The following is a 26206-nucleotide window of genomic DNA, read 5'->3' as shown; positions in this document are numbered from 1 at the left end:
TATCCTTAAGTTAAGCCGATTTTCTATGGTCTGTTGTTTCCCATGGATTCTTAATCGTTTTCGGCAGTGCATCTGCCCATTTTTTAATCTTCTCTGGAGTATTTAATTGCGATTGAATGTATTCTAAGCCAACACGCTCTTCAAAATGCATAACTCGCTCAAGGTAATTTGCCTCAATGCGATATAACTGCACAAAGGCTTTAAGATATTCAACCACATCGGCTTCGGTTTCAAAGAAACGGTCTTTTAAACACGCTTTGGTTCTGATACCACAAGCACCTGCCACATGAATTTCATAGCCTTTTTCGGTGCAAATTACCCCAAAATCTTTAATCGTTGCTTCGGCGCAATTACGCGGGCAACCACTCACGCCCATTTTAAATTTATGTGGCATAAAGTGTGACCAAACTGCATCTTCCATCTTCACCGATAAGCCCATTGAATCCTGCGTCCCCATCATACAATGATCTGTGCCAACACAAGATTTGCAAGTTCTAGTGGCTTTGCCATACGCATAACCAGATTCCATACCTGCTGCGGCAATTTCATCCCACATATCATTCAGATTTTCTTTAGGAATGCCCAGCAAATCAATACGCTGTCCACCTGTTACTTTCACAGTTGGCACCTCATATTTCACTGCAATTTCTGCTAACGATTTAAGTTCTGCTGGCGTTGTTAATCCACCCTGCATTTGTGGCACAATAGAATATGTGCCATCTCTTTGTTTGTTTGCGTGCATCATTTCATTGTGTGGACGCTCTGCATCGTTATGCACATACGCATCGTTAAACTGCGACGACAAATAATAATTAATTGCCGCGCCACAGGCTTCACAAGTGTTGGTGAAATCTAATGCTGAACGCACTTCATCAATGGTTTTGACGGCATCAAGCGCTCTAATATATTCGCGCACTTCTTCAGTTGAATGGCTACTGCAATCGCAAAGTGTTTCTTTACTAACCAATTCTGCACCCGATACAAAACTAAAAATTTGCTTTGCCACTGAGCCACAACCACCACATCCTGTTGCACAGCCTGTTTCTTCTTGCATGGCTTCAAAGGTATCGCAACCTCCTGTAACTGCACTCACGATATCGCCTTTAGTAACACCCATACAACCACACACTTGCTCATCGTCTGCCATTTTTTCAACGCCTGCGGCACCAGCGCTTGAACCGTCAATATTAATATCACCAAACAATAAGGTTTTGCGAATGCTGCTAATGTCTGTTTCTTTTTTAATCAAATCAAAATAAAACAATCCATCTGTTGAATCGCCAAATAAAACTGCACCAACCAATTTATTGCCCCTAATAGAAAGTCGCTTACGAGTATTCAGTGCATGGTCTTTAGAGCACATAACCTCATCATCCGCATTGTTAAATTCACCCGCTGAGAATACATCCACGCCTGAGATTTTTAACTTGGTAGAAATGTCTGAACCCGTATACATGTGATGAGACACCTCGCACACTTGCTCAGCACACACGCGTGCTTGTTCAAAAAGTGGCGCCACTAAGCCGTACGACATACCTCGGTGTTTGATGCACTCGCCTACTGAATAAATGGCAGGGTCTGAGGTCATCATCGTATCATTAACAATAATACCTCTGTCTGTTTGCAAGCCAATGTGCTTGGCCAAAGTATCGTTTGGTATAATACCGACAGACATAACCACCATATTTGTCTTTAATGTTGTTCCATCTTCAAATTCTAACAACTCAACTTTATCCTTGCCAGTAATTTTGGTGGTTATCGCCCCTAATTTAAAATTAATGTTTTTTTGTTCTAGCACTTTTTGCAATAAATGTCCAGATGAAGCATCTAATTGCATATTCATAATGGAGTCCATATTGCCAATAACCGTTACCTTGAAACCTAACTCATTCAACCCATTAGCCGCCTCAAGTCCTAGCAAACCCGTGCCAATAACAGCCACTTTTTTAGATTTTCCAGCCTCTGATTGCATATATTCAACATCATAAATATCTCTAAATGAAACCACACCCTTTAATTCTTTGCCTGGCAATGGCAAAATAAACGGCGTTGAACCTGTGCAAATCACCAATCGGTCATAAATAATATTGTCAGTTGTTTTGTCTTTGATATTGGTAACCAAAACATTTTTCAATCTTCTATTTACTGTCGTAACTTCAAAACCCGGCTTGAAGGTGATGTGATGCTGGGAAAAATAAGCCTCGTCATGGGTTTTAATATCATCAAAACTTTTTTCACCTGCCAAAACTGGAGACAGCATAATTCTATTGTAAGGCAACACCGTTTCTGCACCAATAATTGTTATTTGATACATTAGGGGGTCTATTTTTAAAATTTCATCCACCACCTTCATCGCACTCATTCCCGAGCCTACTACAATTAATTTTTTCATCCTATTTCCTTGTTTTTTAAATTATTAAGTGCCTTGCATACTTATGCAAAAAAATCTCATAAAAAAAGCCAGTTAAATACCTATCATTACAATAAATACTTAACTGGCTTCAATGCCATTTTTGACTCATTCCAACTTTGAACCAGCCAAAAAAAACGCTTACCTAACTCTATTGAAAATAGAATCCAAGTAAACGCCAATGTTTTTTTATCATCCACCATTGGACAATGTAATATCATTATACCAAACCAAAAGTCAACTATATTAGTTATTTATAATATTTTTTTCAACACACTCCTTAATTCAAAAAAATAACAAACATAAAGATATTAAAGCCTATTCTAACAGAGTTAATGTAGTCTTTATAAAAATTTACAAATGAGTGAAAGTTGGCTTTTATACCATTTTCAAAAATAAAATGAACAATATAGCGCTTATAATCGCCCAAGTATTAACAGTAAAAATATCTATACTACTTATTGATAGGTATTTTTACTGTTAATACTTGAGTGAGGATGAATGCCAGATTGTTTGGTTTATTTTTTGAAAATGGTATTAGTCAATATGTCTAATGCAGGGGGCTTCCCAATGGATGAAAGTAGATGCTTAATGATTATTCATATTTATATTTATATAAAGGTTTTGGTTTATTCCATTATCCTTGGGCGAAAAAAAACCACTCCAAAGAGTGGTTTTTTTACTTTCCAAAAGTTAGTTAAAAGATATATTCATCAAAAGTGTTATTGTTAAGTGCTGCAACAAGCGCATTTTGAGCGACAGCATCAGCTACAGTGAATTTAATCAGCGCATTTGCATTAGAACTATCTACAATACCATCATCAGTAATACCACGAGAAGCAATATAGAGGTTAACATTAGCTTCATCACTATCATCAACTGTGGCGTTAATGTATTTAGATAAATTACTTAGAATCGGTCCAGCACGATACGCAGTAAAGAGATCACTAAAATCTAATTTATCTTCCATAACATTAAAGTCAACAATGGTATCGCAATTAGCCTTTAAACTATCAGCATAAGCATCGTAATCAAAGATATCTGCACCCTCACCACCTGTCAAAGTATCAGCACCAGAACCACCAATAAGCTTATCATTGTCAGCACCACCGTCAAGGTTGTCATTACCATCGCCACCAGAAAGGATGTCGTCGTCAGCATTACCAGAAAGGGTATCGTTACCAGTACCGCCATCAATAGTATCGTCGCCAGTGCCACCAGAAAGGGTGTCGTTGTCAGCATTACCAGCAAGGGTATCATTGCCAGCACCACCATTAATAGTATCGTCGCCAGCGCCACCAGAAAGGGTGTCGTGACCAATACCACCATTCAGGGTGTCGTTGCCAGTACCACCTATTAGGATATCAGCACTATCAGTGCCCGTTAAGGTATTGTCGTCAGCATCAACAATCTCAATTTGATTTGTAGTGGGGCTTGAAATATTGCCTGCTTCGTCAATAGTGTAAAGAATATAACTACCTGGAGTCATATTACTTGTGGTCGATAGACTTATTTCATTCATAGCTGAAACTTTTACACTTGCTGCTATGCTACTGTCCAAACCATCAAAGTAAACCTTAGTGGCATCAGTAGGAATACTGGTGTCTTGTTTAACCAAATAAGCCGTTCCGCTCTCGCTACTCATAACAGAAATGTTGGCTGAAACCAAAATTGTTGTTACTGTTATTGTTGCTGTTGGAGCAGTAGTATCAACAAAGAAAGTCTGGTTGCGGAAGTATTGAAGGGTACCGCCAGATTCGCCAGTTATTACATCCAAATAACCATCACCATCAACATCAACCAAAACTGGAGTACCATGACTTACCTCAACACCATCAAAAGGATTACTGCTGTTTGATTGTTTTTCATAAACAGGATTCTCACTAGTGCCTATGTTTTGGTAATAATCAAGTACACTTGCATTAACCCCATTCACACTTCTTGTGCTACCTACCACTAAATCCAAATCGCCATCGCCATCAACATCGCCAAAGGTTGGGTGGATGAACTGTGCTACATTGAACTGTGCTATATCAAGACCATTAAAAGGATTGCCATCACCTTTTTTCTGTTCGAAAACAGGTGTTTGCTTTGTGCCCACATTTTTGTAGTAGAGTATGCCACCCGATAATTGACCTGATATTAAATCAAGATCACCATCGCCATCAATATCAACAAAAGTTGGGGAAGTAGACCCGTTCGCCAAAGTATCAGAAAAATTAAAATAAGAAGTTCTGATTGATGCCTCTACATATTGACCGCTGGTCGAGTCTTTTACATAGTAGTAGAAGCTGTTGCCTCCATTACCAGAACTTTCGTCTCTTACATTTCTACCACCTACTAGCAGTTCTAAAACACCATCATCATTAATATCAGCAAAAGCTGGGGTTAATTCCCTCTGAGCCCCAATAACATCCTTAAAAGGATTGCTGTTGTCTGATATTTTTGTATAACTAAGCACTCCTTGAGAACTTGTATTTTGGAAGTATTCAAGCGTATTAGTTGAACTCCCGACTATCAAATCCAACTTGCCATCGTTATTAATATCAGCAAAGGTCGGCTTACTAAAAACACCCACATCTATGCCATCAAAAGGATTGTTATTGCCTATTTCTTCAGAGAATAATAATCGATTACCAAGTTTGACTGTCTCGTCAGCAAAGGTAAGTTGGTTGTTGTCAACACCCTTTATATTATTAAGTATCATTGTAGATAGATTAACATTAAAATCAACAGAACTAATGTTATCACCTTCTACTACAGTGTATTGGAACACCAATTTATTGTTGCCAGCAGTAGTGGATTCGTCTTTTTTTAACTCAAATTCTTTGGCACCAATTACTACTTTAGAGCCTGTTATATCACCTAGTTGCAATGCCTCATTAAATGTCAAAGTTAAGGTAACGACATCACCTTTGCCGAAACCAAGTTGACCTGATGGTGATGAACCAATTGCCCATGATTCAACGACAGGGGGGGTATTTATAATAAAGTTGTCAGCCAATAAAGCCATTAGGTCAGTAGTGCCAGTGCTGCCCACATTTTTTAAAGTAATTGTGAAGTCTGGGTTGGTACCGTCATAATTATCAGAAGTATTGCCTACTTTAACTTTAATAATAAGATCGCCACCAGCAGTGTCGCCATTACTGTCTGTTACATTGACTTCTTTTTGAAGTTGAGCAAATGAGTGAGCCAATAATAGTTCGCTAAAATCCAACTTATCACCATTACTACCCAATGTGAAATCCTCAATGGTATCGTTGCCAGCTGTTGTTTTTGTGTAAAAGAAAGTATCTACACCTGTGCCACCTGTTAAAGTATCGTTACCAACGCCACCAGTAATCGCATCACTGCCAGCGCCACCAATCAGAGTATCGTCACCAGCGCCACCTATTAGAGCATCATTGCCAGTGCCACCTTCAATCGTATCATCGCTAGTGCCACCTATTAATAAGGCATCATTATTATCAGTAACCCCTAAACTATTGCCAGCAATGATGTCAATTTGATTTGCAGCAGGGCTTGAGACATTGCCTGATTCGCTAATAACATAAAGAACATAACTACCTGAGCTCATATTTGTGGTTGACATAACTGTATGGCTATTAGCCAAAACTCCCGCATTTATTGCCGTACCACTGGTTACTAAGCCATCAAAGTCAGTCTTAGTAAAGTCGGAAGAAATATTGGCACCTTGTTCAACCAAATAAGCCGTACCTTTTTCACTACTCATAACAGAAACTTCGCCTGAAACCAAAACTCTTGCTTTTGCCATCGTTGCCATTGGAATGACCATATCAACCGTTATCGCTGTTGATACGCCTAAACCAATACTAGCATTATCACCAGAAAGATTAACAGCAACAGTATAATCACCATCAGTAAGTTTTGAAATCCAAGTGTCGTCGTTGGCTAAAGCCCAAGTTTTGTCAGTTTCATTAATAACTGGAAGAGAAGAATCTATGGTGTAAATAACGGCATCACCTTGTTTAAAAACAATACTGGTAATTTGTAAGCCTGTTCCAGGATTTCCGCTAACTGTACCACCTAAAGCCATTGTTTTCATTTCATTAATATTGATAACAGCATCAGTCCCAGAATTACTCCAAGCAACTGTAGTTGCTAAGGTAGCATCTACTACTGACACAGTAACGCTCTGCTCTCTTGTGTTGCCTGCCATATCAGTAGCAATAATGGTAACTGTATCGTCATTATGTGCTAAATCTTGCTTTGTGTTGTAAGCCAAGTATCCAGTGTCAGAAGTAATTGAAAATTTACTGGCATTATCTCCCAAACCCTCTTTTATACTATAAGTAATACCTTCATCCTCAACACCACCTACAAGGTTGGTCATTTTAGCGTTAAAAACAATAGTTCCACTAGGTGCTCCAGTAGAAGTATAAACTGTAGTAGATTGATCTGCGCTCATCATTATCGGGTCTATAGTGTCAAGCACAATAACTTTATCATCTGATACGATTGCATTGCCCGCAATGTCAGTTGCAGTTGCAGTGATAATTATTGAACCTTGATCCAAGCCAGTGGCATCAAGAGTGTGCGTCCATGTGCCATCTCCTGCAACTCCCACCGATGTACTCTGATTGCCGATAGCTAACATAATAGTGCTGTTGGCTACTGCTGTACCAGTAATATTTACTGCGTCTTTCTCGGAAGCATTAACCATATCATCTGTAGCCACCATGTTGATTGTTGGCTTATTTGGTGCCGTTGTATCAAGCGTAAATTCAAATGTAGTATCGCCAACATTACCTGCAACATCAGTATCAGTAATAGTAAGCTTATAGACAGCATCATCTATCTTGCTACCTTCACTGCCGCCATTCATATAGGCATTATAAGTTGCTGCATCGGTAACACCATCAATCTGGTTGCCATTTTTCGTTAAACTATAAGTGCGAGTAGCGTTGTTTTCAAGATCCGAAACGGATACCGCTTTGTTATTGGTTATCTTATCAGTGTTATTACTACCCGTGTCTTCTACTAAAGAAATTGTGGGTTGGGGTTTGAGTGTATCAACCACAACAACTTTATTCTCTGATACGGTTGCGTTACCCGCAGCGTCAGTCGCAGTTGCAGTGATAATTTTTTCTGAACCCTGACCTAAGGCAGTAATATCAGAATCTGTTAAGGTATAAACCCAAGTTGTGCCTGTAACTGTCGCCTGTTTGTTGTTATTACCAATAGACAACATAACAGTACTATCAGCCTCCGTTGTGCCAGTAATAGTTGTACCTTTCTCGGAAAAATTAATCACATCATCTGTAGCCACTACTTCAATCGTTGGCTTACTTGGTGCCACAATATCAAGCATAAAGTTACTAGTGCTTGTAGATTCCTTGGCGCCATCTTTAGTTAAGGTAACTGTCATCTTGATTGAGCCACTACCTAATTTATTGAGTTCGGTTTCTGTTAAAGGTGAAAAATTTTGTGCATCACCTGAGGCAGATTCAATTACCCTAGTAACAGTCTCATTGTTTGCAGAAAAGACAACGGTTATTTTGCTGCCTGATTCTGCCTTCACTGTAATTTGATTTACATTGTTGTGTATCGTTCCTACTATTTTAATTTCTGGATCATCTAAGGTTCTTTTATCGTCGTCACTACTGCTGCTGCTAACAATAATCGCAATAACTGCAACCGCAGCCGCAATTGCTATTTCTATATTTGAAGTGATAATATCCCCAAAACTTTGACCGCTATCCTCACTTGTTGTGCTAGATTCTGTGGAAACAATAGATTGCTCGCCATAAAAATACACAACTTGTGTACCATCTTCTAAAGTAAAGAATGCATCAGCAACAATGTGGTAAAGTCCATTGTCTTTGGCAGGTAGGGAAACTAAGCAAGATAACTCAGTTGCACAAATATTAAAATAGTTGTCAAAGATGACAACGCCCTCTTCTAGTGCTACCTCTAAATCGTCACTGACTTTTTTAGCGATTAAATTTAATTTTTTCGTGTCAAAATCTTTGGTGTTTAATTGATAAGCCACACCTGCTTGAACTTGAATGTGTTGAACGCCCTTGGTGATAGTAATAACTTCTTCATTAAGTTTGTTAGCGACTTTCTGCGCTTTATTTTGCAATGTTGTAACTTGCTTTTGTGTTTTTACTTGCATGTTTATTTTTTCCTGTTTTTTATTTTTTCATCTTGTAAGACTTTTGCATAAAGTGAAACAATCATCAAGAACCCACTTTTCACCCACTTGGAAATTTTTAAACCTATAGTCTTACTAAGACAAGGTTTAAAGAAATCGCTAATTGGGCAAAAATTGAATTTTGCTAACCATCCATATTTATACAAAGGCCTCATTTTAATTTTATTATTGCACCCCCATAAGTCTTCTTTTGGGGGATAATAAAATCCTGATTATACCTTGTTTTCAAATTTTATTTGCAAAAAATTGAGAACGAAAAAAATGAAGGGTAAATGCTTTTCTGTCTTTATTTTTTGCCCTGTCCAATCCATTCAGCATTAATAATTACAACTTTTATTTTTTCTCAACCTGTTATCGCTTTCCCTTATTTCTTAGCCTCTGGTTGCATGGATTGTTCAATAAACTTATTAAGTTCTTTTGTTGAAGATAAGTGGTGCACAGTTTTCTCTTGAGACATACTTTCTAATCGCTTTAAAAAATTAGCATTCCAAAACTTCGGCGCAACGCCAAATAGATGGACATAACAATTATAGGTGCTGCGTATCATTGGGCTTTTGTCAGGCCAGCCTTCGGGTTTGATAAATGGACTTAAGAGAAGGCGCTTTGTAACTCGCCAATAATGTATCCGCATTGGAAGGTTTATATATATCAATGTATCGGCTTCTTGTAGGCGCTTTATAAAAGTTTCCATGGTGCCAAAACCTTCAATTATCCAGAATTCAGTGTTCAAAATATCGTGATACTTTTGCAAATATTCATCTTTAGAAACTTTTTCCCCGCTTTTTGAATATTCTATAAGGTCAAGTGGGAAAAATGGTATGCCAGTCGCCAAAGATAGTTTTTTGCTAAATACGGATTTACCGCCACCGCTTTTGCCAAATACTGCTATTTTTTTCATAAACTACTGCCTTGTAATGCCATAAATATTCACCTTTTTTTTGCACATTAATAGCCACATCAGGATTCCTGATATTTTTGCGAAATTATAACTTGAGGCCTTTGCATAAATATGGATGATTAGCAAAATTCAATTTTTGTGCCATTGGTAATTTTCTTAAATTTTGTCCTAGCAGGGCTAAGGCTGGGTTTAAAAAAATCACCAAGTGGGTGAAAAGTGGATTCTTGATGATTATTCATATTTATGCAAAGCTCTCAACTTAAGTAATAACTTAGTCGGTCAAATAAAAATGGAAGGAAAAAAATGGGCATTACTAAAAAATATGAGAAAGAATTGAGATTGTTGTAAAATAATTCCATGGATAAAATAAGCGTTCAGCAAGAAGATTTTGATTTGAGTATTGAGGTTAATCTCGCTAGAGAAGAAGATAGTGGCATTGGTGCGGTGGTTAGTTTTGTTGGCACAGTGCGTGATTTGGATGGCAAGCCATTGAGTAAAATGACGCTTGAACATTATCCAAAAATGACTGAAAAGGCTTTGTCTGCCATTGTCAATCAAGCACATAAGCGCTGGATATTAGGCAATATTACTGTCATTCATCGTGTGGGTGATTTGCCAGTAAATGCGCAAATTGTGTTGGTTATTGCCACTAGTAAGCATCGAAAATCGGCTTTTGAAGCATGTGAATTTGTGATGGATTATCTTAAAACGCAAGCGCCTTTTTGGAAAAAAGAGCATACCAAAAGTGGCAGTCATTGGGTGCAGGCAAAAACCACGGATGTCAATCAAACGAAGTGTTGGGAGTAAGGCACTTGTTAAAATCTTCTGGGGTGTTTAGATTGGTGAATATTTCTGGATAAGCGGATAAATCAATTTTAAGGAAATTATTTTGCTCAACCCACAAGCCTAATTTCCTTTGTCCAGATGCCAAAAAATCAACTAAATTTTGTGCCAATTTCGTTTTGACAATCATCATCGTTGGGTGCATTCTAATGCCATCATCTGCCACGCCTATATCCATATCTTGGCGCATGGAATTGAGTAATTGATCTACAGCCACTTTGTTGAGCAATGGTGCATCGCAGGGGAAAATTAATAAATAATCGGTATTTGCACTTTGAAGTGCCTGCAAAATGCCTGCTAATGGCCCTTGAAAATCATCCAGTGCATCAGTAATGACTTTGCCGTATTCTTGATATTGCTCAATATTGCGATTAGCGCTGATGAATAAGTGTCCAACTTTTTCTTTTACAACAGTTGCCACATAAGCAATCATCGGTTTGCCATTTAATAAAATCAAACCTTTGTCTTCACCAATCATCCGACTTGAGCGCCCACCTGCTAATATGACGGCGGTAAGGTTACTTTTGTCAATCATTTTTTTATTGACGATTGGGGGTTGGCAAAATCAATCCTTGTCAAATTGGGTGGAAAGTAGATTTTGATGGCTCATATTGTGGTTAATTGAGCGCTTCTGTTACGATTTCAGCCAACATATTTTCCACTTTTGTCAATGCTGATACTGATTTTGGATTGTCCGTATCGGCAAATCGACTGAGGCGTAAATAACTGACATGCACTCGATTAGGTTCGTTTAACAATTGAAAAATTGCAATCGAAAAAGGACAAAATAATATATTATTTGGATCCGCCGCCGTTGTTAATGTAGACAAATCAACGCTACAAAATTCTATTACTGTGCCGTGTCTATAAGTGGTTTTGACAACTTGATTTCTAAAAGGGGCAACCGGCATCATACTGGTCATCATATTAAAAGCTTGCCGAGTCAAATCTTTGGCAGTACGATTGAGCATAGTGGCAACATCAGAACGATGTGCGATTACCAAACCTTGTCCTATAATTGCCAGCACAACATCCTCTTCAACACTAGCAAAATCGTTGTCAGTAGTATGCTCAACAAATATACTACTTGCTTGAATAGGCATGGAAAATAAAATAAATAGCGTTAATGTAAAAAATCGTTGCATCACAATCCCCAAGTCCAAAATTAAAAATTAAAAATTAAAAAAATCCAGTCGGCATTTAACCAAAAAAAACTGCCTTACCTATCAGATAAGAGCGCAATCGTCTTTTTATACAGCCAAACCTTACGGCGTTTATCAGTGGGTATTATAAACTGAGACCCTTATGTAAACACAAATGATTGGCAAATGAGCGATTTACGCTTGATTTTTTTCACCCTTTATACTCACTTAACGCACTTGTGTTGTAGCGAAACTCGGGGAATTTTTAAAAAAAACAAACTTGAATTTCATCAATCATTCTTATTTATACAAGGCTCTCATGATACAATTAATACCTTTGCGTAAATACGATTGACCCACTTGGTAATCAGAATAAAGTTTGAGCGAATCACCAAGTCGGTAAAATTGAATTTTACTAATCATCCATATTTATGCAAAGGTCTCTATTGACAAAAAAATCTCAATTAATTATCGACTTACCTTTATGAATAAGAAAAAAATTGACAATACCTGTAACCAAGCATCACAACCTTTACTCAGCACGCACGATGCCTTAGAATTTTTACTCAATGCATCAATCGTTAACACCCATACCCATACCGTTGCGTTGGATGATGCTTTGCGACAAATATTAGCACACGATATTCGTGCCAACATCAATGTGCCAGAATTTGACAATAGCGCTATGGATGGCTATGCAATTGCCTTAAAACCCGAACAAATTAGCGTACCTGGGATATTAAATTTCAAAATAACCGATAGAATTCAAGCAGGCAGCACAGGCAACACGCTTGCCCCCGGCTGTGCTGCCAGGATTTTTACTGGCGCACCTATTCCACAGGGTGCCAATACCGTTATTATGCAAGAAGTGTGTGAAGTCTCAAAAGAGGGGGGCTATATCGAAACTTGGCAACCCTTATCCTTAGATGAAAACATTAGGCCGCTGGGCAATGACATTCAATCGGGTGCTGTTATTTTGAACAAAGGACGACAACTTAAAGCACAGGATATTGCGCTTGCAGCGTCTATTGGCGTCAAGGAATTAGAGGTTTTTAAACCATTAAAAGTGGGATTATTCTTCACAGGCGATGAGTTAATCAACCCCGGTGAAACTTTAAAAAAGGGCGAAATATTTAATTCTAATCGCTATGCCTTGGTCGCCCTACTCACACAACTGAATTGCGACATTGTCAATCTGGGTAATATCAAAGATAATTTTAGTGCAACACTTGATGCACTCAGCACACTGGCTGATGACTGCGATTTAATCATCACCACCGGTGGCGTGTCTGTTGGCGAAGAAGACCATGTCAAACCTGCAGTAGAAAAACTCGGCAAACTTTCTTTATGGCGTATCAAAATGAAACCTGGAAAACCCTTAGCCTTTGGTCATATCGGCAAATCTGCCTTTATTGGTTTGCCAGGCAATCCCGTGTCCGCTATGGTTACTTTCTTCTTATTTGCACAGCCTTTTATTAAGAAAATGCAAGGCATCAGCAACTATAAAAACCAACCCATCCCAGTACAAGCTAATTTTGACTGGCTCAGACCCCGCCCCCGACGAGAGTTTGTTAGAGTCCGCTTAGACCAGACCACAACACCCGCCTCAGCCAGCCTCTACCCCAAACAAGGCTCCGATGTATTAAGTTCCATTGTTTGGGCAGATGGTTTGCTAGAAATACCAGAAAATAGCACCTTTGCCCAAGGGGAAATACTTAATTATTACCCCTTAACTTAATGCCAAACCTTTATATTATTCAAGGATAAAAACCAATGAAAAAAACCAACAACAAGCAACAAACAACCATTAAAGTAGGCTTTATCACCATTTCCGACCGTGCCGCACGGGGGGAATACGAAGATATTGGCGGCCCTGCCATGCAAACTTGGATTAACAACGCCCTACTTTCACCTTATGAAATAGCCACCACCATCATCGAAGACGAACAAACATTAATTGAACGCACTATGATAGATTTTGCCGATCATCAAAACTGCAACCTCATCCTCACCACTGGCGGCACCGGCCCGACCACTCGTGATGTTACCCCCGAAGCCACACATGCCGTCTGTGAGCGTATTTTTGATGGGTTTGCAGAACAAATGCGCGCTGTGAGCCTACGCACAGTCCCCACAGCAATCCTATCACGCCAAACCGCAGGCACTCGTGGTAAGAGTTTAATCATCAATTTACCAGGAAAGCCAGAGGCAATTGCCGTGTGTTTAGGGGCAATATTTTTAGCAGTGCCAAAATGTTTGGAATTATTAGACAATTCAAATATTCAAATTGACTTGGATTTTGTTGAAAAAAACTTTGGTTAATGCTATTTGAAGTCTCTACATTGGGCATGAGCATTAACCAAAGGTCAACTTTCGCTCATTATTCAAAAATAAGTAGCGCTTTATTGGGTTGTTTCATGGGTTCTATTTTTTCATATTTTAGATTGACTTTATAAAATAACCTAGGTAGAATTTTGGTTTTAGTTCAAAGGTTTAATTTTTAATTTATTCAAGATTTAATTCAAATACATTTAATTTATTCAAATAATAAGGAGTGTTATTTATGTTTTATCAAGAAAATGTTTTAAAAAAGTTATACAAATTAACATCTACACTAACCATTCTCATTGGCATATCAGTAAATCCCGCATTTGCAGAGGAATTTAGCGATGCTGGTGCTATCACTAATTTTCAAGTTCGTATTCAGCATGATGACAAACTATGCTCAGGCTCTCTGCTTTCTAGAAAAATAGTAATAACTTCAAAACATTGCATAGTAGGTTCCAATATCACAGTTTTTCACAACGATAAGTCCTATAAAGCAAAAGCAGTTCACCAGTATCCAAGTCAAGAAATTTCAGCAGATAAAACGGCGAATGAAGATTTAGGCATCATAGAATTGGATAATGCAATTATTGGGAACGATATTAGTTTCGTAAAAATACCAACAGTAAGACAAGAGCAAACAGCGTTCGCTGACAAATACCCTTTGGCGATATTCGGTTTTACCGGTGGTGCCGTTACTTTTGAAGAAAATAACGAATATTATCTTCTTGGCATCCTCAACGCTTCGACCACTTACTCTCGATTAGGACTTCCAAAGACCAGAGAATGGTTAAATAATTTTTATGTTGATTTGCATCATTGGAATGAGCACGAGCGAAAGGGTAATATTGGTGATTTATATATTTATGCCAACCCATATAATAATACAACCGAATATTTTGGACTTATGCAATTGGGTGCAGACCATAAATATTGGTACTTCCCTTCTGACAAAACACATAATTATTACTGGGTTTACTTGGGAGATACAACTGCAACTAATGCTCGCAATAGATTTGATGTTATTCTCCGTATGAATAAATGGGGTCAAAACGATCGTAAAGGTAAAATTGGTGACGACTATGTGCATGTTAATTATCACAATAATAGCATAGAAGTGTTTACCCTAAAGGCTCTGTATAGTGATGAAAGATACTGGTACTTTCCTTCTGAAAAAAATAATAACTATTGCTGGAAATATAAAAGATCAATTTTTGGTAATGAAGAAGAAAAGAGAAAAGAAGAGAAAGAGAGGAAAAGGAAAGAAAATTTTGGAAAAGAAATTTTACATATACTTGGGTCATTCTTTGGAGAACGATAGACTAACACAAGACTTAAATAAAGTTAATATTAGTATCAGCAACAAAAATACCCATGCTACCAATCAGTAGCATGGGTATTTTTTTGTTGATACTTAATACAGACACCAGATTATTTAGTTTATTTTTTTTGAAAAAAAACATATTTTATTTGGTTGTATTTTTTTTACAAATAAGTGAAAACTGGTCTTTAATTAGTCAACCCTTAAAAACCCCAAACCCCACCACCCCTAATCAACCAAACCAGTTTTCAAACAATAACACACAAAATCCTCGCCCTTTTCACAAAAAACAAACCAATTTTTTGCAAAGACAAAAAAATAACAGTGGCAATCAGCCACTTTTTCAAATTCCACGCCACAGCAGCCATTAAAACATTAATTTCATCACCAACTTGCCCTTTGAGTAAATTCCTAGACAATCTAAAATCTGCTTTAAGATGTCCAATGATAGGTTCTATTGCTGCTCGTCTTTTACACAACTTACGCTTTTTATCTCGTTGGTAACGGCTGTCTCGTTTCAGGGGCTTTTTAAGTAAGATGATTTCAGCACCTAATACTTCTTTTGCACCCACATACCCTCTATCACATACTGCCTTCTGAATGGGCTTGATACGATTAGCGTTAGCGTGAACAATGGCTGTATCTAGTGTTTTTGAATCATGAATGTTTGTTTTATGGCTTGCCACGCCAACGATAATGTTGCTGTCTTTGGTAGAGACGATTGAAACTTTGTTGCCATATTCATATTTCTTATGGTCTTTGCCTTTGGCAATAACATAAACATCAGGCTCATGTAGGGCGTAAATTTTGTTTTTGTCTCCAGGTTGTTGAGCGAGCACTTTTTGGTAGAACAAGAAGTCTTTTTGATAGATTTCAAACAAAGAATAGGCTGGAAGTTTGCGTTGCAGTTCACGGATAAGCTTGTTGGCAATGGTTCTGAGTCTTTTAAGGGCTTTTTTGGCTTTGGCACGCTTTTTGACATGGCGAAAGTGGCGAATGCTAAGACGACAGTTTTTAACTTCTTTGACATAAGTTCTTCGCTGTTTGATGCTGTGTTGTTTTGCCAGTTTGTTTAAGCGATTAATTATCTTAATTGCCAGTTTGGCGTCAGTAGGATAAGTGATGTTTTTCTCTTGAACGGTGGTGTCAATTAACGCAGTTGACTCTTGTGCTTTTTTACCGTGTAACTCAACGCTCATTTTAAAGATAAGATTAAAACCTTTAACGCCAATGCGTTTTCTGAAATGCACTAACTCAGTGGCGTTACAAGCTACATTAGCAATATAAGCACTGTGACCACAAAAGTATTGGTAATACGGATTTCTTTTAAACTGCATAATAACGACTTCATCTGATAGATTCTCTAACTGTTTGAGGATAAGCAAGCCTACCATTAGGCGAATGGGTTTTGAGGGTCTGCCATTGTTAAGGCAATAGTGCTTGGTGAAGGCATCATTGAAAACTTGCCAGTCTATGGCGTGAGATAGTGCAATGAGTGGGTCTTTGATGTCTAATTGATTAAAAAAAGCTCTGAATGGAATAAATTGTTTTGGGTGGATATTGGTAAAGATTCGGTTAGCATATTTTTTAGGTAAAACGACCAGTAAAAGAGTGTTGTTATACCAAAAGTTGGTTGATTTGTCTATGGGTATTTGATTTTTTATTGTTATAAATCAAATTGTTGTGTGGTTTTTAAGGGTTGACTAGTTAATATTTATACCCAATACAAGGGTCTCCAGTTGACAATTTCTTTAAACTTTATCTTGATAAAGATAAGACTGAATTTAAGAATTTTCGAGTGAATGAAAATGGATTCTTATTTTTATTTACTCACTAAATTAGCCAAACGACGACGATATCCCCCACTTTTTTCTGGATTACTGTTGGCAAGTATATTACAAATTAACCCAATCATCTCCTGAGCCGCACCTGCTTTAAAATCTGGCCTATTGGTTTGAATAAAAAACAAATTCTCCATCCCTTGCTCAATATCGTGTTGTGAAAACAAACAAACCGCCAAATCAAAATGCGCCTGATAATCATCAGGCGATTCTAACACCTGAGCTTGAAGTGTCGCCATACCAGCAGTATTTTGCGCCAAGCGGAGAAAATTAAATTGACTAGAAATTGACAAGCCAATCTCACTCTTTTGCGCAGATTCTGGCAATCTGCCAAACAAACCCCGCGCCTGTTCCACTTCGCCAATGTCCAAAAATATTTGCACCATATCTAACGCCACGCGTGTATTACCAGGGTCAGATGAAATTGCCTCAGTCAGCAATATAATCGCCGCCTGAGTATCGCCCTCCATGTGCTTTTGCCTAGCCTGCGTGCGTAATTCATCAGATTTTCTAAAGATACCATAATGTTTAAGCAAAATACGCAACGCTTCCGTTTGTAATTCACCCTCCTCTCTTTGTATCTCACAACCCCCTTTAAAAACCACCAGAGTAGGCACATTGACAATAGCAAATTGCTGCTTTAACGCATCCTGTTCATCAATATCAATCTTAGCAAAAATAAACGCCCCCGCAAATTCAGTCGCCAACTCTGCAATGGCATCCGCTGTTTTAATACAAGGACCTGACCATACGCCCATAAACTCCACCAACACAGGCAAATGTAATGAATTATGTATGACCAATTCTTCAAAATTACTTTGACTAACCTCAAATATTAACGGTTTTTTCTCATTGCTCATAATTTAACGGGGTTGAAATAAAATAGACTTAATAGATTGATAATTAGTGGCAATGTTACGCAAATTTTCCTCCCCTATCTCAGTATCCACTCTATTTTGCTGAAGATCCCTAACTTGATTCGCATACATTTTTTTCAAAGTCTCTAAAGTCGCACTGATTTCAGACACCGTTGGATTGCTTTCATCTTTCCAATCTTGCGGCAAAGTATGTGGATAACTAGGTTTAAATGCCAATATATCTTTATCATTCTTAAACATCATACCACCCAATTTTCCACCTTCAAACCCACAACCCTATCAAACTCTTTAGTGTTGTTAGTAACAATAGTAGCGCCTAAACTTTTTGCATGTGCGGCAATTAACATATCCAACGCACCAATAACCCTACCTCGTTTTTCCAAATCAACACGAATATCCCCATAAATAATTGCCGATGATTCATCAAAGTCTTTTTGTTCAAGCGGATGTAAAAAATTATTAACAACCGTTTCTAAGTTTTTTGATTGCTTTTTCTTCACACCATAACGCAATTCAGCAACACTAATAGAAGAAATCACAACCAAATCATACTGCGACACCACCTCAAATTTACGCACCAACATCTCATCATGACTTTTAATCAAATAAGAAATAATATTGGTGTCCAACATATAAATCAAAACAAATCATCTCTAATTTGCTGCGGCTGATTTCTATCAAATTCAAAATCCAATGCCTTGAATTGATCCAACGCATCACTCATTTTTTGCCAATCTGGCTTTTTATAAGGCGTTAAAACCAAAGACTCACCCACTCGTTCAATCTCCACCTCACTTACATCAAACCGCATCGCCTTAGGCAAACGCACCGCCTGAGAATTACCTGATTGAAATACTTTTGCTAACATATTACACCTCCTAAAAATATATACAGAAGTATATACTAAAATCAAGCTATTGGCACAAAAATATTATGGAGTATGGATTACCTCCTCGCACTTTAGTTGGAGCATGGAAGTCTAATTTTAGAAATAATTTTTGAACTTGTTTGGCAAAAACAAACATTAAATTACCAAATCAGGCGACTCACTCTTTTAAAGGTAATTTTATTTAGGTGATTTTCTATTACTGCCTAACAATGGCTCCTGCCTTTTTAAACTTATTTCTCTTCGTCTTTCTAGTCTTTCAGCAAGGCATGCGGATAATTAAGCTTAAATTTCAATATATCTTTATCATTCTCAAACATTACACCCAATTTTCTATTTTTAAACACAACCCTGTCAAACTCTTTTCTTAAATGGGTGTAAAAAATCATTAATAGTAATTTTCATTCGTAAATTATTTATCCACTGAAAATTCCATTGAAACCTAATTCATCCTTATGAATAACACAATCTAATTGCTCCATAACTTCTTTATTTATAATATCATTATCTTTAATTATATTACAAAAATCAGGGTCTAGCCAATCTTTAGAGTTCCATATATCAGGTAAATCACCACTAGAAATTGGGCTGTTTGCATATACTTTTTTTGCGTTGTCTAATAATTTATTAGGGGAGGTATTAATTGTTACATTACAAACTAAAGCAATTCTTTGTAGCCACAAGTACAATAACTCGCTATTAGCTTCACTTTCAAATTTTTTAAAAATTAAATCAAATATTTCTTCCTTTTGATTGGCATTGTCCTTGTAAAGGCTACAAATTATTTCACCAACTATTGCAGCAAATACTGGATAACACCTTGGGTTTTTTAATGCGATGCTAGTCAAAATACTAATTAAAACCTTAAATTGTTTTTTTAATTGCTTATGCTTGAACTTTTTAATTTTCTTCAATCCACCCCTTCTAATGCAAAGCAATTTCTTATTTTTTATTTGATAATTTAACTGCCTAGATAGAGCTACTCTAAAATCCTCTAATTTGGATATTAATTTCCCAGAATTTGGATATTGTTCTGATAAATTTTTAATATACAAAAGTTGGTGTTGCAGGCTGTAGCTATCAGGACGATTGTCAATAATAACCTGCATTTTGTCTGCTTTAATTGCACTCACAACAATATCATTAGAGTCTTTGGTTTTTTCATTATTTAAACGCATGCCCATATCAGCCAAAATATTAGATAATTCCTTGACAATCTTTTTTCCAGTTGCTATATCGTTAGTAAATATTCGATAATCATCTCTATATCTAATAATACGATAATCATCGCATTCTATTAATTTTTTAGTTAATTCTTCATCGATATAACCTAAAACCATTTCGGCAATAAAATCCATTAAGGCACTACCTTGAGGTATGCCATTAGTTTGTCCGTAATTCATACCTTGTAAAAGCATATCGATTTTATTGCCAATATATTGTTTGTCCTTTCTTTTATCTTTTGCTGTTATTTTTGTGTGAATTGCCCAAGGAATTGAATGTGTATAAATCGCCCCATAACAATCAACAATGTCAGTTTCAAATAAATACTCATACTCCAAAGCCAATTCAATGGACTTCTGCTCTACATTTTTAACCCAAGCATTGATTTGTTGTTTTTGATTTGCAGTAGGTATGCTTGCACAAATAATTTTTTTATTATCTTTAAATCTATCAAAAGCCTTTTTAATCGTGTCCCAATCATTGGTTATATGGTTTACCAATGAGACATACAAAACGGGGTGAATTAATTGAAATAAACGCCATGCATACCTACCATCTTTGTTACTAAATAATTTGTAATTAATATTTTCAAAGTTGCTAGGGTATTCATTCTTGGTTTTGTAGATTTCTTTTTCGGACTTGAGTTGAGTGTATTCATCATCAATAGCTTTCAGTAAATCATTAAATTTAAAATACGAAGGAAGTTTAACATTACAATAATTTTCTTCATTAAGAAAAAATGCTTTTGCCTTATCGCTTGTTAAATCTAATACAGTCCTCATTAATTAAGCCGTCAAACTCGCAAAAAGCAACGGCAACTGCTCAGGCAATTTCTCAACATTGTCCACCACAGTGTAATTATTTTCACCAAAAATGCGTTTGACATAAGTATCGGCATTAGGGTCTAAGGTTAAGCAGTAGGTTAGGACGCCGGTGGAATAGAGTTCTTCTACGGCTTTTTTGGTGTCAAAACGCAGGTGTTGTGGGTCGTTTTCATCGATGTCGGCGGGTTCGCCGTCGGTAACGAGTAAGATTAGTTTGCGTTTTTCATTTTGCTTGTGTAAGTGTGTGCCGGCGTGCCTGAGGGCTGCACCCATACGGGTAGACAATCCGCCTTTCATACCTGCTAGGCGAGATTTGGCTTCGTCGTCAAAGTGTTGATTAAAGTCTTTGAGGCGAAAATATTGCACATCGTGGCGACCGTCAGAGGCAAAGCCGTGTAAGGCGAATGGGTCGCCAATGCCTTCGATGGCAGTTGCGACTAAAGTGGCTGCTTCTCGGGTGAGTTGTAGAACAGTTTTGTCTGATCCTGCCATGGTTTCGTTGGTGGATTCTGATAAATCTAATAGCACAACGACTGACAAATCTCGAGTATTAAGGACATTACGCATAGTAATTCTTGGATTAGGTTGCTCGCCCATGCGAATAGCAATCATAGCGTCAATGGCAGCGTTAATATCTACTTCATCGCCATCTTCCATACCTCGCTGGCGTTGTACGCCTGCGGGTGTGAGGAGGTCAATAATTTGGCGAATACGGTGTGCAATTGGCTTGTATTCGGTCAAAATATCTTCAATATCTTCAGCGTTACCTTTGGGTGCTCGGCGCTCGTAAATCGTTACCCAGTCGGGGCGGTGTAATTGGATTTGATAATCCCATTCTTGATAATGGAAGGGGTCAGAAATTGGCTCTTTGCCCATGGTTTCGTTGAAGGATTGAGCGTCATCGGTTAAATCGTCTTCATAGGTGCGCATTAAATCGGTGCAAGTCCAAATCTCTTGTGCATCATCACCTGCCAATTCACAATCCACTTCGTGTGCCATCATCAATGGACTAACTTTGTATCGGGTTTGCTTCTGGCTGGCAGCCATATATTCAACACCCATGTCCCAATTAATATCTTCATAATGCCAAACAATGCGATTGTCATCACGATAATCAATGCGATAACGCTCTAAAATTCTCAGACTTGGCACGGCTTTTTTGCCTGCAAATAAATTGTATAACTCGATACCCATTAGCCAAGCAAAATGATTGTCGTCTTGATTGGCTTCAATTTCAGCGTGGAATTTTTTGGCAAATGCATTTAACTGCGCATCTTTTCCAACAACACTGTCGTCTAATAATTGCAATGCAAAGTTTTCCAAAACTGCCATAGTAGGATGCTCGGCAGGCTCTTCATGTTGTAATTTCATCAATGAACACCACAATTTTTTCAGCCCCGGAAAGGCTTGCACAGCCTTATATTCCACACGCGCATCTTCTAATAAACCAATGAAAAACATTTGTGCAGGTGACAATTGCTCGGCAGACATTGGTTGACTGGTGTACATCAAATGAGAGGCCATATGTGCCACAGTAGCACGATAAACTTCTAGCCCTTCAATGGCCATTCCATCAACTGTTGTGTCATCAAGCGCATCAGGCACATAAAAAATACGGTCTTCAATATAAGGGCGAAAATCGGTATAGTCTGCCCCCGTTGGACGAATGAAAAAATCACGACCCCATAAAGCACGCAGATAAAAATTAAGTTTTCGCTGCACCCTAACAAACAGCACGCCACGCCTTTCTTTTTCCAACATCGCACGAGAATCCGCCGATTCAAGCGCAAAATAAGCTGTTAAATTATTAAAATCTCGACGATAAGCCTTGGCACCAAAATTTGCCCAACGACGCAAGCCACTTAATGTTAATTTAGACAACAATTCATCAATATGCAACAACATCGGACGCAAACCACGCGCAGCCGTTGATGCCAGCTGATGAATAAGCGTTAAATAACCTCGCACCAATTGCGCATCGCCTAAATGCCTAGCCACAACAGGCAAATTCGACAACAACAATCCAATCACTTCACCAGAAGTCATTGACGATGCTTTCATAGCAGCCGTAACGCAATCAGGAATAATATCTTCGCCACATTCCTTAGCAATTTGAGGCATTACCTCTAAATAAATAATCACCAAATCGTTACCACGCCCCAAGTCACAAAGCGCCTTTGCCCCATCTAGATATTCTTTCAACCCAGCAGGGGAAATCACACGCGTAGCTTCTTGAAAAGTAGCATCTAAGACACTTTTTACTTCGGGTGTGATTTTTTCTAAGAATTCAGCGTATTCTTCTAGTAATATTTTTGCCATAATCAATTACCTGTTAGTAGTAATAAGTGGGCACTAATTAACCTAAAAATGTCTGAACAGCGGCATGTAAAGTATCACGCATATCAGGATCATCGGTTAACGGTGTAATCATTGTCATGCTACAGGCGGACTGTGCGTCAACGCCTTTGGCGATTAATTGACCGGCGTAAACCAATAAACGGGTGGAGATGCCTTCGTCTAAGCCGTGGCCTTTGAGGTTTCTGGCACGGTGTGCGATTTGTACTAATTTTTCAGCCATGGCTTTGTCAACGCCTGATTCTTTGGCGACGATGGATACTTCTAATTCTGTTTCTGGGTAATCAAAATCTAATCCGCCAAAGCGTTGCTTGGTGGATTGCTTAAGGTCTTTCATTAGAGATTGATAACCGGGATTGTAGGAAATAACCAGTTGGAAATCTGGGTGCGCTTTGACCAATTCGCCTTTTTTATCCAAGGGTAATTCACGACGGTGGTCGGTGAGTGGGTGAATGACAACGGTGGTATCTTGACGCGCTTCAACGATTTCATCAAGATAACAAATTGCGCCAATGCGTGCTGCTGTGGTCAAAGGGCCGTCTTGCCATTTGGTGCCGTCTTTGTCTAATAAAAAACGCCCAACCAAATCAGAGGCGGTCATATCTTCATTACAGGCAACGCTGATTAACGGCTTGCCTAATTTATACGCCATATATTCAACAAAACGAGATTTTCCACAACCTGTTGGCCCTTTGATCATCATGGGCATACGCACATCATATGCTGATTGATAGAGGCTTACCTCGTTATCAACTGCCTCATAATAAGGCTCATCTTTAATTACATATTGTTTTGGGTCTATTTTTATATCGTTCATTATTTTCTCCGTTGATTTTATTCGTCTTCGTCATCTGTTTCACTATCGCCTGACCAGCCAGATGCTTTGGCTTTTTGAATGGCAATGTCGTGAATTTTAAAATGTTTTTCGCGTAATTCTGGGGGTAAATGGCTGACTAAACAACCGTATTTATCCCACTCATTATTCACTTTTTGCAATAGCGCATCGACGCCTGCAAGATTCCAGCCTTCGCAGGTTTCGCTCTCGTCGATTAGATCAAATACCCAAGCGTCTCTAATAATTTTACCAATGGAGGTCATTCCTCCATTAATTTCATTGTTAATACCTACATATATATTTGGTTTTGCCATAATTTTTTTTTATTTAAAAATATTCTTTGTCTTTAAAAGTCTATAAAAAGACCTTTAAAGACAAAAAACCCCAACGATAAAGTCAGGGCTTTTCGTTAAAAATCAGTGGAAATTAAACCGTTTTACCACGGTAAATAACCATTGAAGTGCCTGCGCACTGAGCAAAGTTGTCTAAACCTAACAAACGAACATGATTGTCCGGGTGTGCGGTATGACAAGCTTCTAACTCTCTTAAGATAGCGTCAACATCTGTTTCACCAAACATTGGAAGCTTCCACATATACCAGTATGAACCGGCAGCATGCTCAGGCTCAGTGTGTTCAACACTTGGGTTCCAGCCTTTGTCAACGATGTATTGAATTTGCTGACGAGTTTGCTCAGCAGTCATTGTTGGTAAGTATGAAAAAGTCTCAAACATACGACTGTCTGCATTACCTAAACTTGATTGATAATCTTGCATAATATTTCTCCTATTTGTAGTATTTACTTGTGTGCCACATCAATCTTATCAACGGTATCGAATTCAAACTTGATTTCTTTCCAAGTTTCCATCGCAATCGCCAATTCAGGACTGTGCTTAGCTGCAGTAGTTAAAATATCCTTGCCTTCTTTCTCAAGTTCGCGACCTGTGTTACGCGCTTCAACACAAGCTTCAACGGCAACACGGTTAGCTGCTGCACCTGCTGCGTTACCCCAAGGGTGACCTAGCGTACCACCACCAAACTGTAAACAAGAATCGTCGCCGAAAATGTTAACCAATGCTGGCATATGCCATACATGAATACCACCTGAAGCAACAGGGATTACACCCGGCATAGCGCCCCAGTCTTGGTCAAAGAAGATACCACGAGAGCGGTCTTCTTTAATATAAGAATCACGCATAATATCAATCCAACCCAAAGTTGCATCACGGTCGCCTTCAAGCTTACCAACAACTGTACCTGAGTGTAAGTGATCACCACCAGACAAACGCAAAATCTTAGTTAAGACACGGAAATGGATACCGTGGTGCGGGTTACGGTCAAGAACCGCATGCATTGCACGGTGAATGTGTAACAACATACCGTTGTCTTGACACCACTGCGCTAACTGTGTGTTAGCACTCCAGCCACCAGTAATGTAGTCATGCATAATGATTGGCGAACCAATTTCTTTGGCATATTCTGCACGCTTCATCATTTCATCAGAAGTAGGTGCGGTTACATTCAGGTAGTGACCTTTACGCTCACCAGTTTCAGCTTCTGCTTTTTCAATGGCTTCTTGAACGAAGTCAAATCTAGCTCTCCAACGCATAAATGGTTGTGAGTTTACATTTTCATCATCTTTGGTGAAGTCTAAACCACCACGAAGACCTTCATAACAAGCACGGCCATAGTTCTTAGCTGATAAACCTAATTTAGGCTTAATCGTACAACCCAATAAAGGACGACCATATTTGTTCAAAATATCACGCTCTAACTGGATACCTTGTGGTGGACCGTTACAAGTCATTACATAAGCAATTGGGAATCTAATGTCTTCCAATCTTAGTGCGCGTAATGCTTTAAAACCAAATACATTACCAACCAAAGAAGTCATGATGTTAACAACAGAACCTTCTTCGAATAAATCGATTGGGTATGCAATGAATGCATAAAAACAAGTGTCATCACCTGGGACATCTTCAATCGCATAACAACGACCTTTGTAATAGTCCAAATCTGTCAACAAATCTGTCCATACCGTTGTCCATGTACCTGTAGAAGATTCGGCTGCAACTGCTGCTGCAACTTCTTCTCTAGGCACACCGTCTTGTGGTGTTACTTTAAAACAAGCCAGAATATCCGTCTCTTTCGGCGTATAATCTGGCATCCAATAAGTTTCGCGGTAGTCTTTTACGCCCGCATCATAAACTTTAGCCATTCTATGGTCTCCTTTCATTAAAAGAACCGC

General features: G+C 38.3%; 21 protein-coding genes. 4 read left to right on the top strand and 17 right to left on the bottom strand.

What is annotated here, in order from left to right:
- Window positions 1-10: 10 nt before the first annotated feature.
- The 4 genes from nirB to MS2017_RS03400 all read right to left on the bottom strand — a co-directional run bounded on the left by nirB (window position 11) and on the right by MS2017_RS03400 (window position 9486).
- The gene (gene nirB / locus MS2017_RS03415; RefSeq protein WP_122951269.1) at window positions 11-2392 is read right to left on the bottom strand and encodes a nitrite reductase large subunit NirB; all 2382 of its coding nucleotides are present in this window, start codon (window positions 2390-2392) and stop codon (window positions 11-13) included.
- A gap of 86 nt (window positions 2393-2478) precedes the next feature.
- Window positions 2479-2631: a hypothetical protein gene (locus tag MS2017_RS11130; RefSeq protein WP_158009406.1), complete on the bottom strand. Its 153-nt coding sequence runs from the start codon at window positions 2629-2631 to the stop codon at window positions 2479-2481.
- Window positions 2632-3107: 476 nt separating this feature from the next.
- Window positions 3108-8549: an FG-GAP-like repeat-containing protein gene (locus MS2017_RS03410; RefSeq protein ID WP_122951268.1), complete on the bottom strand. Its 5442-nt coding sequence runs from the start codon at window positions 8547-8549 to the stop codon at window positions 3108-3110.
- A 403-nt stretch (window positions 8550-8952) separates the two neighbouring features.
- Window positions 8953-9486 (bottom strand): P-loop NTPase family protein, encoded by a 534-nt coding sequence (locus tag MS2017_RS03400; protein ID WP_122951266.1) that lies wholly within the window; start codon window positions 9484-9486, stop codon window positions 8953-8955.
- A gap of 357 nt (window positions 9487-9843) precedes the next feature.
- Here MS2017_RS03400 and MS2017_RS03395 point away from each other — a divergent pair, with 357 nt between their 5' ends.
- On the top strand, window positions 9844-10293 hold the full coding sequence (locus tag MS2017_RS03395) for a molybdenum cofactor biosynthesis protein MoaE (RefSeq protein ID WP_071565085.1): 450 nt from the start codon (window positions 9844-9846) through the stop codon (window positions 10291-10293).
- Here the strand turns inward: MS2017_RS03395 and mobA are convergent.
- Window positions 10268-10864, bottom strand: coding sequence for a molybdenum cofactor guanylyltransferase MobA (gene mobA / locus MS2017_RS03390; protein WP_122951265.1), 597 nt, complete (start codon window positions 10862-10864; stop codon window positions 10268-10270). The genes MS2017_RS03395 and mobA overlap by 26 nt on opposite strands.
- A gap of 82 nt (window positions 10865-10946) precedes the next feature.
- Entirely contained in the window at window positions 10947-11474 is a 528-nt protein-coding gene (locus MS2017_RS03385; RefSeq protein ID WP_071565083.1) for a hypothetical protein, read from the bottom strand.
- Window positions 11475-11955: 481 nt separating this feature from the next.
- On the opposite strand from MS2017_RS03385, the gene MS2017_RS03380 reads away from it, so the two are divergent.
- The 3 genes from MS2017_RS03380 (at window position 11956) to MS2017_RS03370 (ending at window position 15117) form a co-directional block, all read left to right on the top strand.
- Window positions 11956-13209: a molybdopterin molybdotransferase MoeA gene (locus MS2017_RS03380; RefSeq protein ID WP_122951264.1), complete on the top strand. Its 1254-nt coding sequence runs from the start codon at window positions 11956-11958 to the stop codon at window positions 13207-13209.
- Window positions 13210-13244: 35 nt separating this feature from the next.
- On the top strand, window positions 13245-13793 hold the full coding sequence (gene mog / locus MS2017_RS03375; protein WP_122951263.1) for a molybdopterin adenylyltransferase: 549 nt from the start codon (window positions 13245-13247) through the stop codon (window positions 13791-13793).
- A 241-nt stretch (window positions 13794-14034) separates the two neighbouring features.
- Window positions 14035-15117: a trypsin-like serine protease gene (locus MS2017_RS03370; RefSeq protein ID WP_122951262.1), complete on the top strand. Its 1083-nt coding sequence runs from the start codon at window positions 14035-14037 to the stop codon at window positions 15115-15117.
- Between the two features lie 248 nt (window positions 15118-15365).
- Here the strand turns inward: MS2017_RS03370 and MS2017_RS03365 are convergent, their stop codons facing one another.
- The 11 genes from MS2017_RS03365 to MS2017_RS03315 all read right to left on the bottom strand — a co-directional run bounded on the left by MS2017_RS03365 (window position 15366) and on the right by MS2017_RS03315 (window position 26176).
- The gene (locus MS2017_RS03365; protein ID WP_420886046.1) at window positions 15366-16592 is read right to left on the bottom strand and encodes an IS5 family transposase; all 1227 of its coding nucleotides are present in this window, start codon (window positions 16590-16592) and stop codon (window positions 15366-15368) included.
- Window positions 16593-16939: 347 nt separating this feature from the next.
- On the bottom strand, window positions 16940-17818 hold the full coding sequence (locus MS2017_RS03360; protein WP_122951261.1) for a tetratricopeptide repeat protein: 879 nt from the start codon (window positions 17816-17818) through the stop codon (window positions 16940-16942).
- Window positions 17819-17821: 3 nt separating this feature from the next.
- Entirely contained in the window at window positions 17822-18079 is a 258-nt protein-coding gene (locus MS2017_RS03355; RefSeq protein ID WP_237731907.1) for a hypothetical protein, read from the bottom strand.
- Window positions 18076-18468, bottom strand: coding sequence for a type II toxin-antitoxin system tRNA(fMet)-specific endonuclease VapC (vapC, locus tag MS2017_RS03350; protein WP_338134307.1), 393 nt, complete (start codon window positions 18466-18468; stop codon window positions 18076-18078). The genes MS2017_RS03355 and vapC overlap by 4 nt, the downstream gene beginning before the upstream one ends.
- A 5-nt stretch (window positions 18469-18473) precedes the next feature.
- The gene (locus MS2017_RS03345) at window positions 18474-18704 is read right to left on the bottom strand and encodes an antitoxin (protein WP_122951259.1); all 231 of its coding nucleotides are present in this window, start codon (window positions 18702-18704) and stop codon (window positions 18474-18476) included.
- A 434-nt stretch (window positions 18705-19138) separates the two neighbouring features.
- Entirely contained in the window at window positions 19139-20728 is a 1590-nt protein-coding gene (locus MS2017_RS03340; RefSeq protein ID WP_122951258.1) for an RNA-directed DNA polymerase, read from the bottom strand.
- Window positions 20729-20731: 3 nt separating this feature from the next.
- On the bottom strand, window positions 20732-23089 hold the full coding sequence (locus tag MS2017_RS03335; RefSeq protein WP_122951257.1) for a nitric oxide reductase activation protein NorD: 2358 nt from the start codon (window positions 23087-23089) through the stop codon (window positions 20732-20734).
- Window positions 23090-23126: 37 nt separating this feature from the next.
- Complete coding sequence (locus MS2017_RS03330) at window positions 23127-23942, bottom strand: CbbQ/NirQ/NorQ/GpvN family protein (RefSeq protein WP_071563350.1); 816 nt, start codon at window positions 23940-23942, stop codon at window positions 23127-23129.
- Window positions 23943-23959: 17 nt separating this feature from the next.
- Window positions 23960-24274 carry a hypothetical protein gene (locus tag MS2017_RS03325; protein ID WP_071563351.1) on the bottom strand — a complete coding sequence of 105 codons (315 nt, stop codon included), beginning with the start codon at window positions 24272-24274 and terminating at the stop codon, window positions 23960-23962.
- Between the two features lie 112 nt (window positions 24275-24386).
- Complete coding sequence (locus tag MS2017_RS03320; protein ID WP_122951256.1) at window positions 24387-24734, bottom strand: ribulose bisphosphate carboxylase small subunit; 348 nt, start codon at window positions 24732-24734, stop codon at window positions 24387-24389.
- Between the two features lie 23 nt (window positions 24735-24757).
- Window positions 24758-26176, bottom strand: coding sequence for a form I ribulose bisphosphate carboxylase large subunit (locus MS2017_RS03315; RefSeq protein ID WP_071563353.1), 1419 nt, complete (start codon window positions 26174-26176; stop codon window positions 24758-24760).
- Window positions 26177-26206: the final 30 nt, after the last annotated feature.

The organism is Bathymodiolus thermophilus thioautotrophic gill symbiont (assembly GCF_003711265.1).
Classification (GTDB): domain Bacteria; phylum Pseudomonadota; class Gammaproteobacteria; order PS1; family Pseudothioglobaceae; genus Thiodubiliella.
Note: the sequence above shows the minus strand (reverse complement) of the source record. Positions and strands in the feature narration are given on the sequence as shown.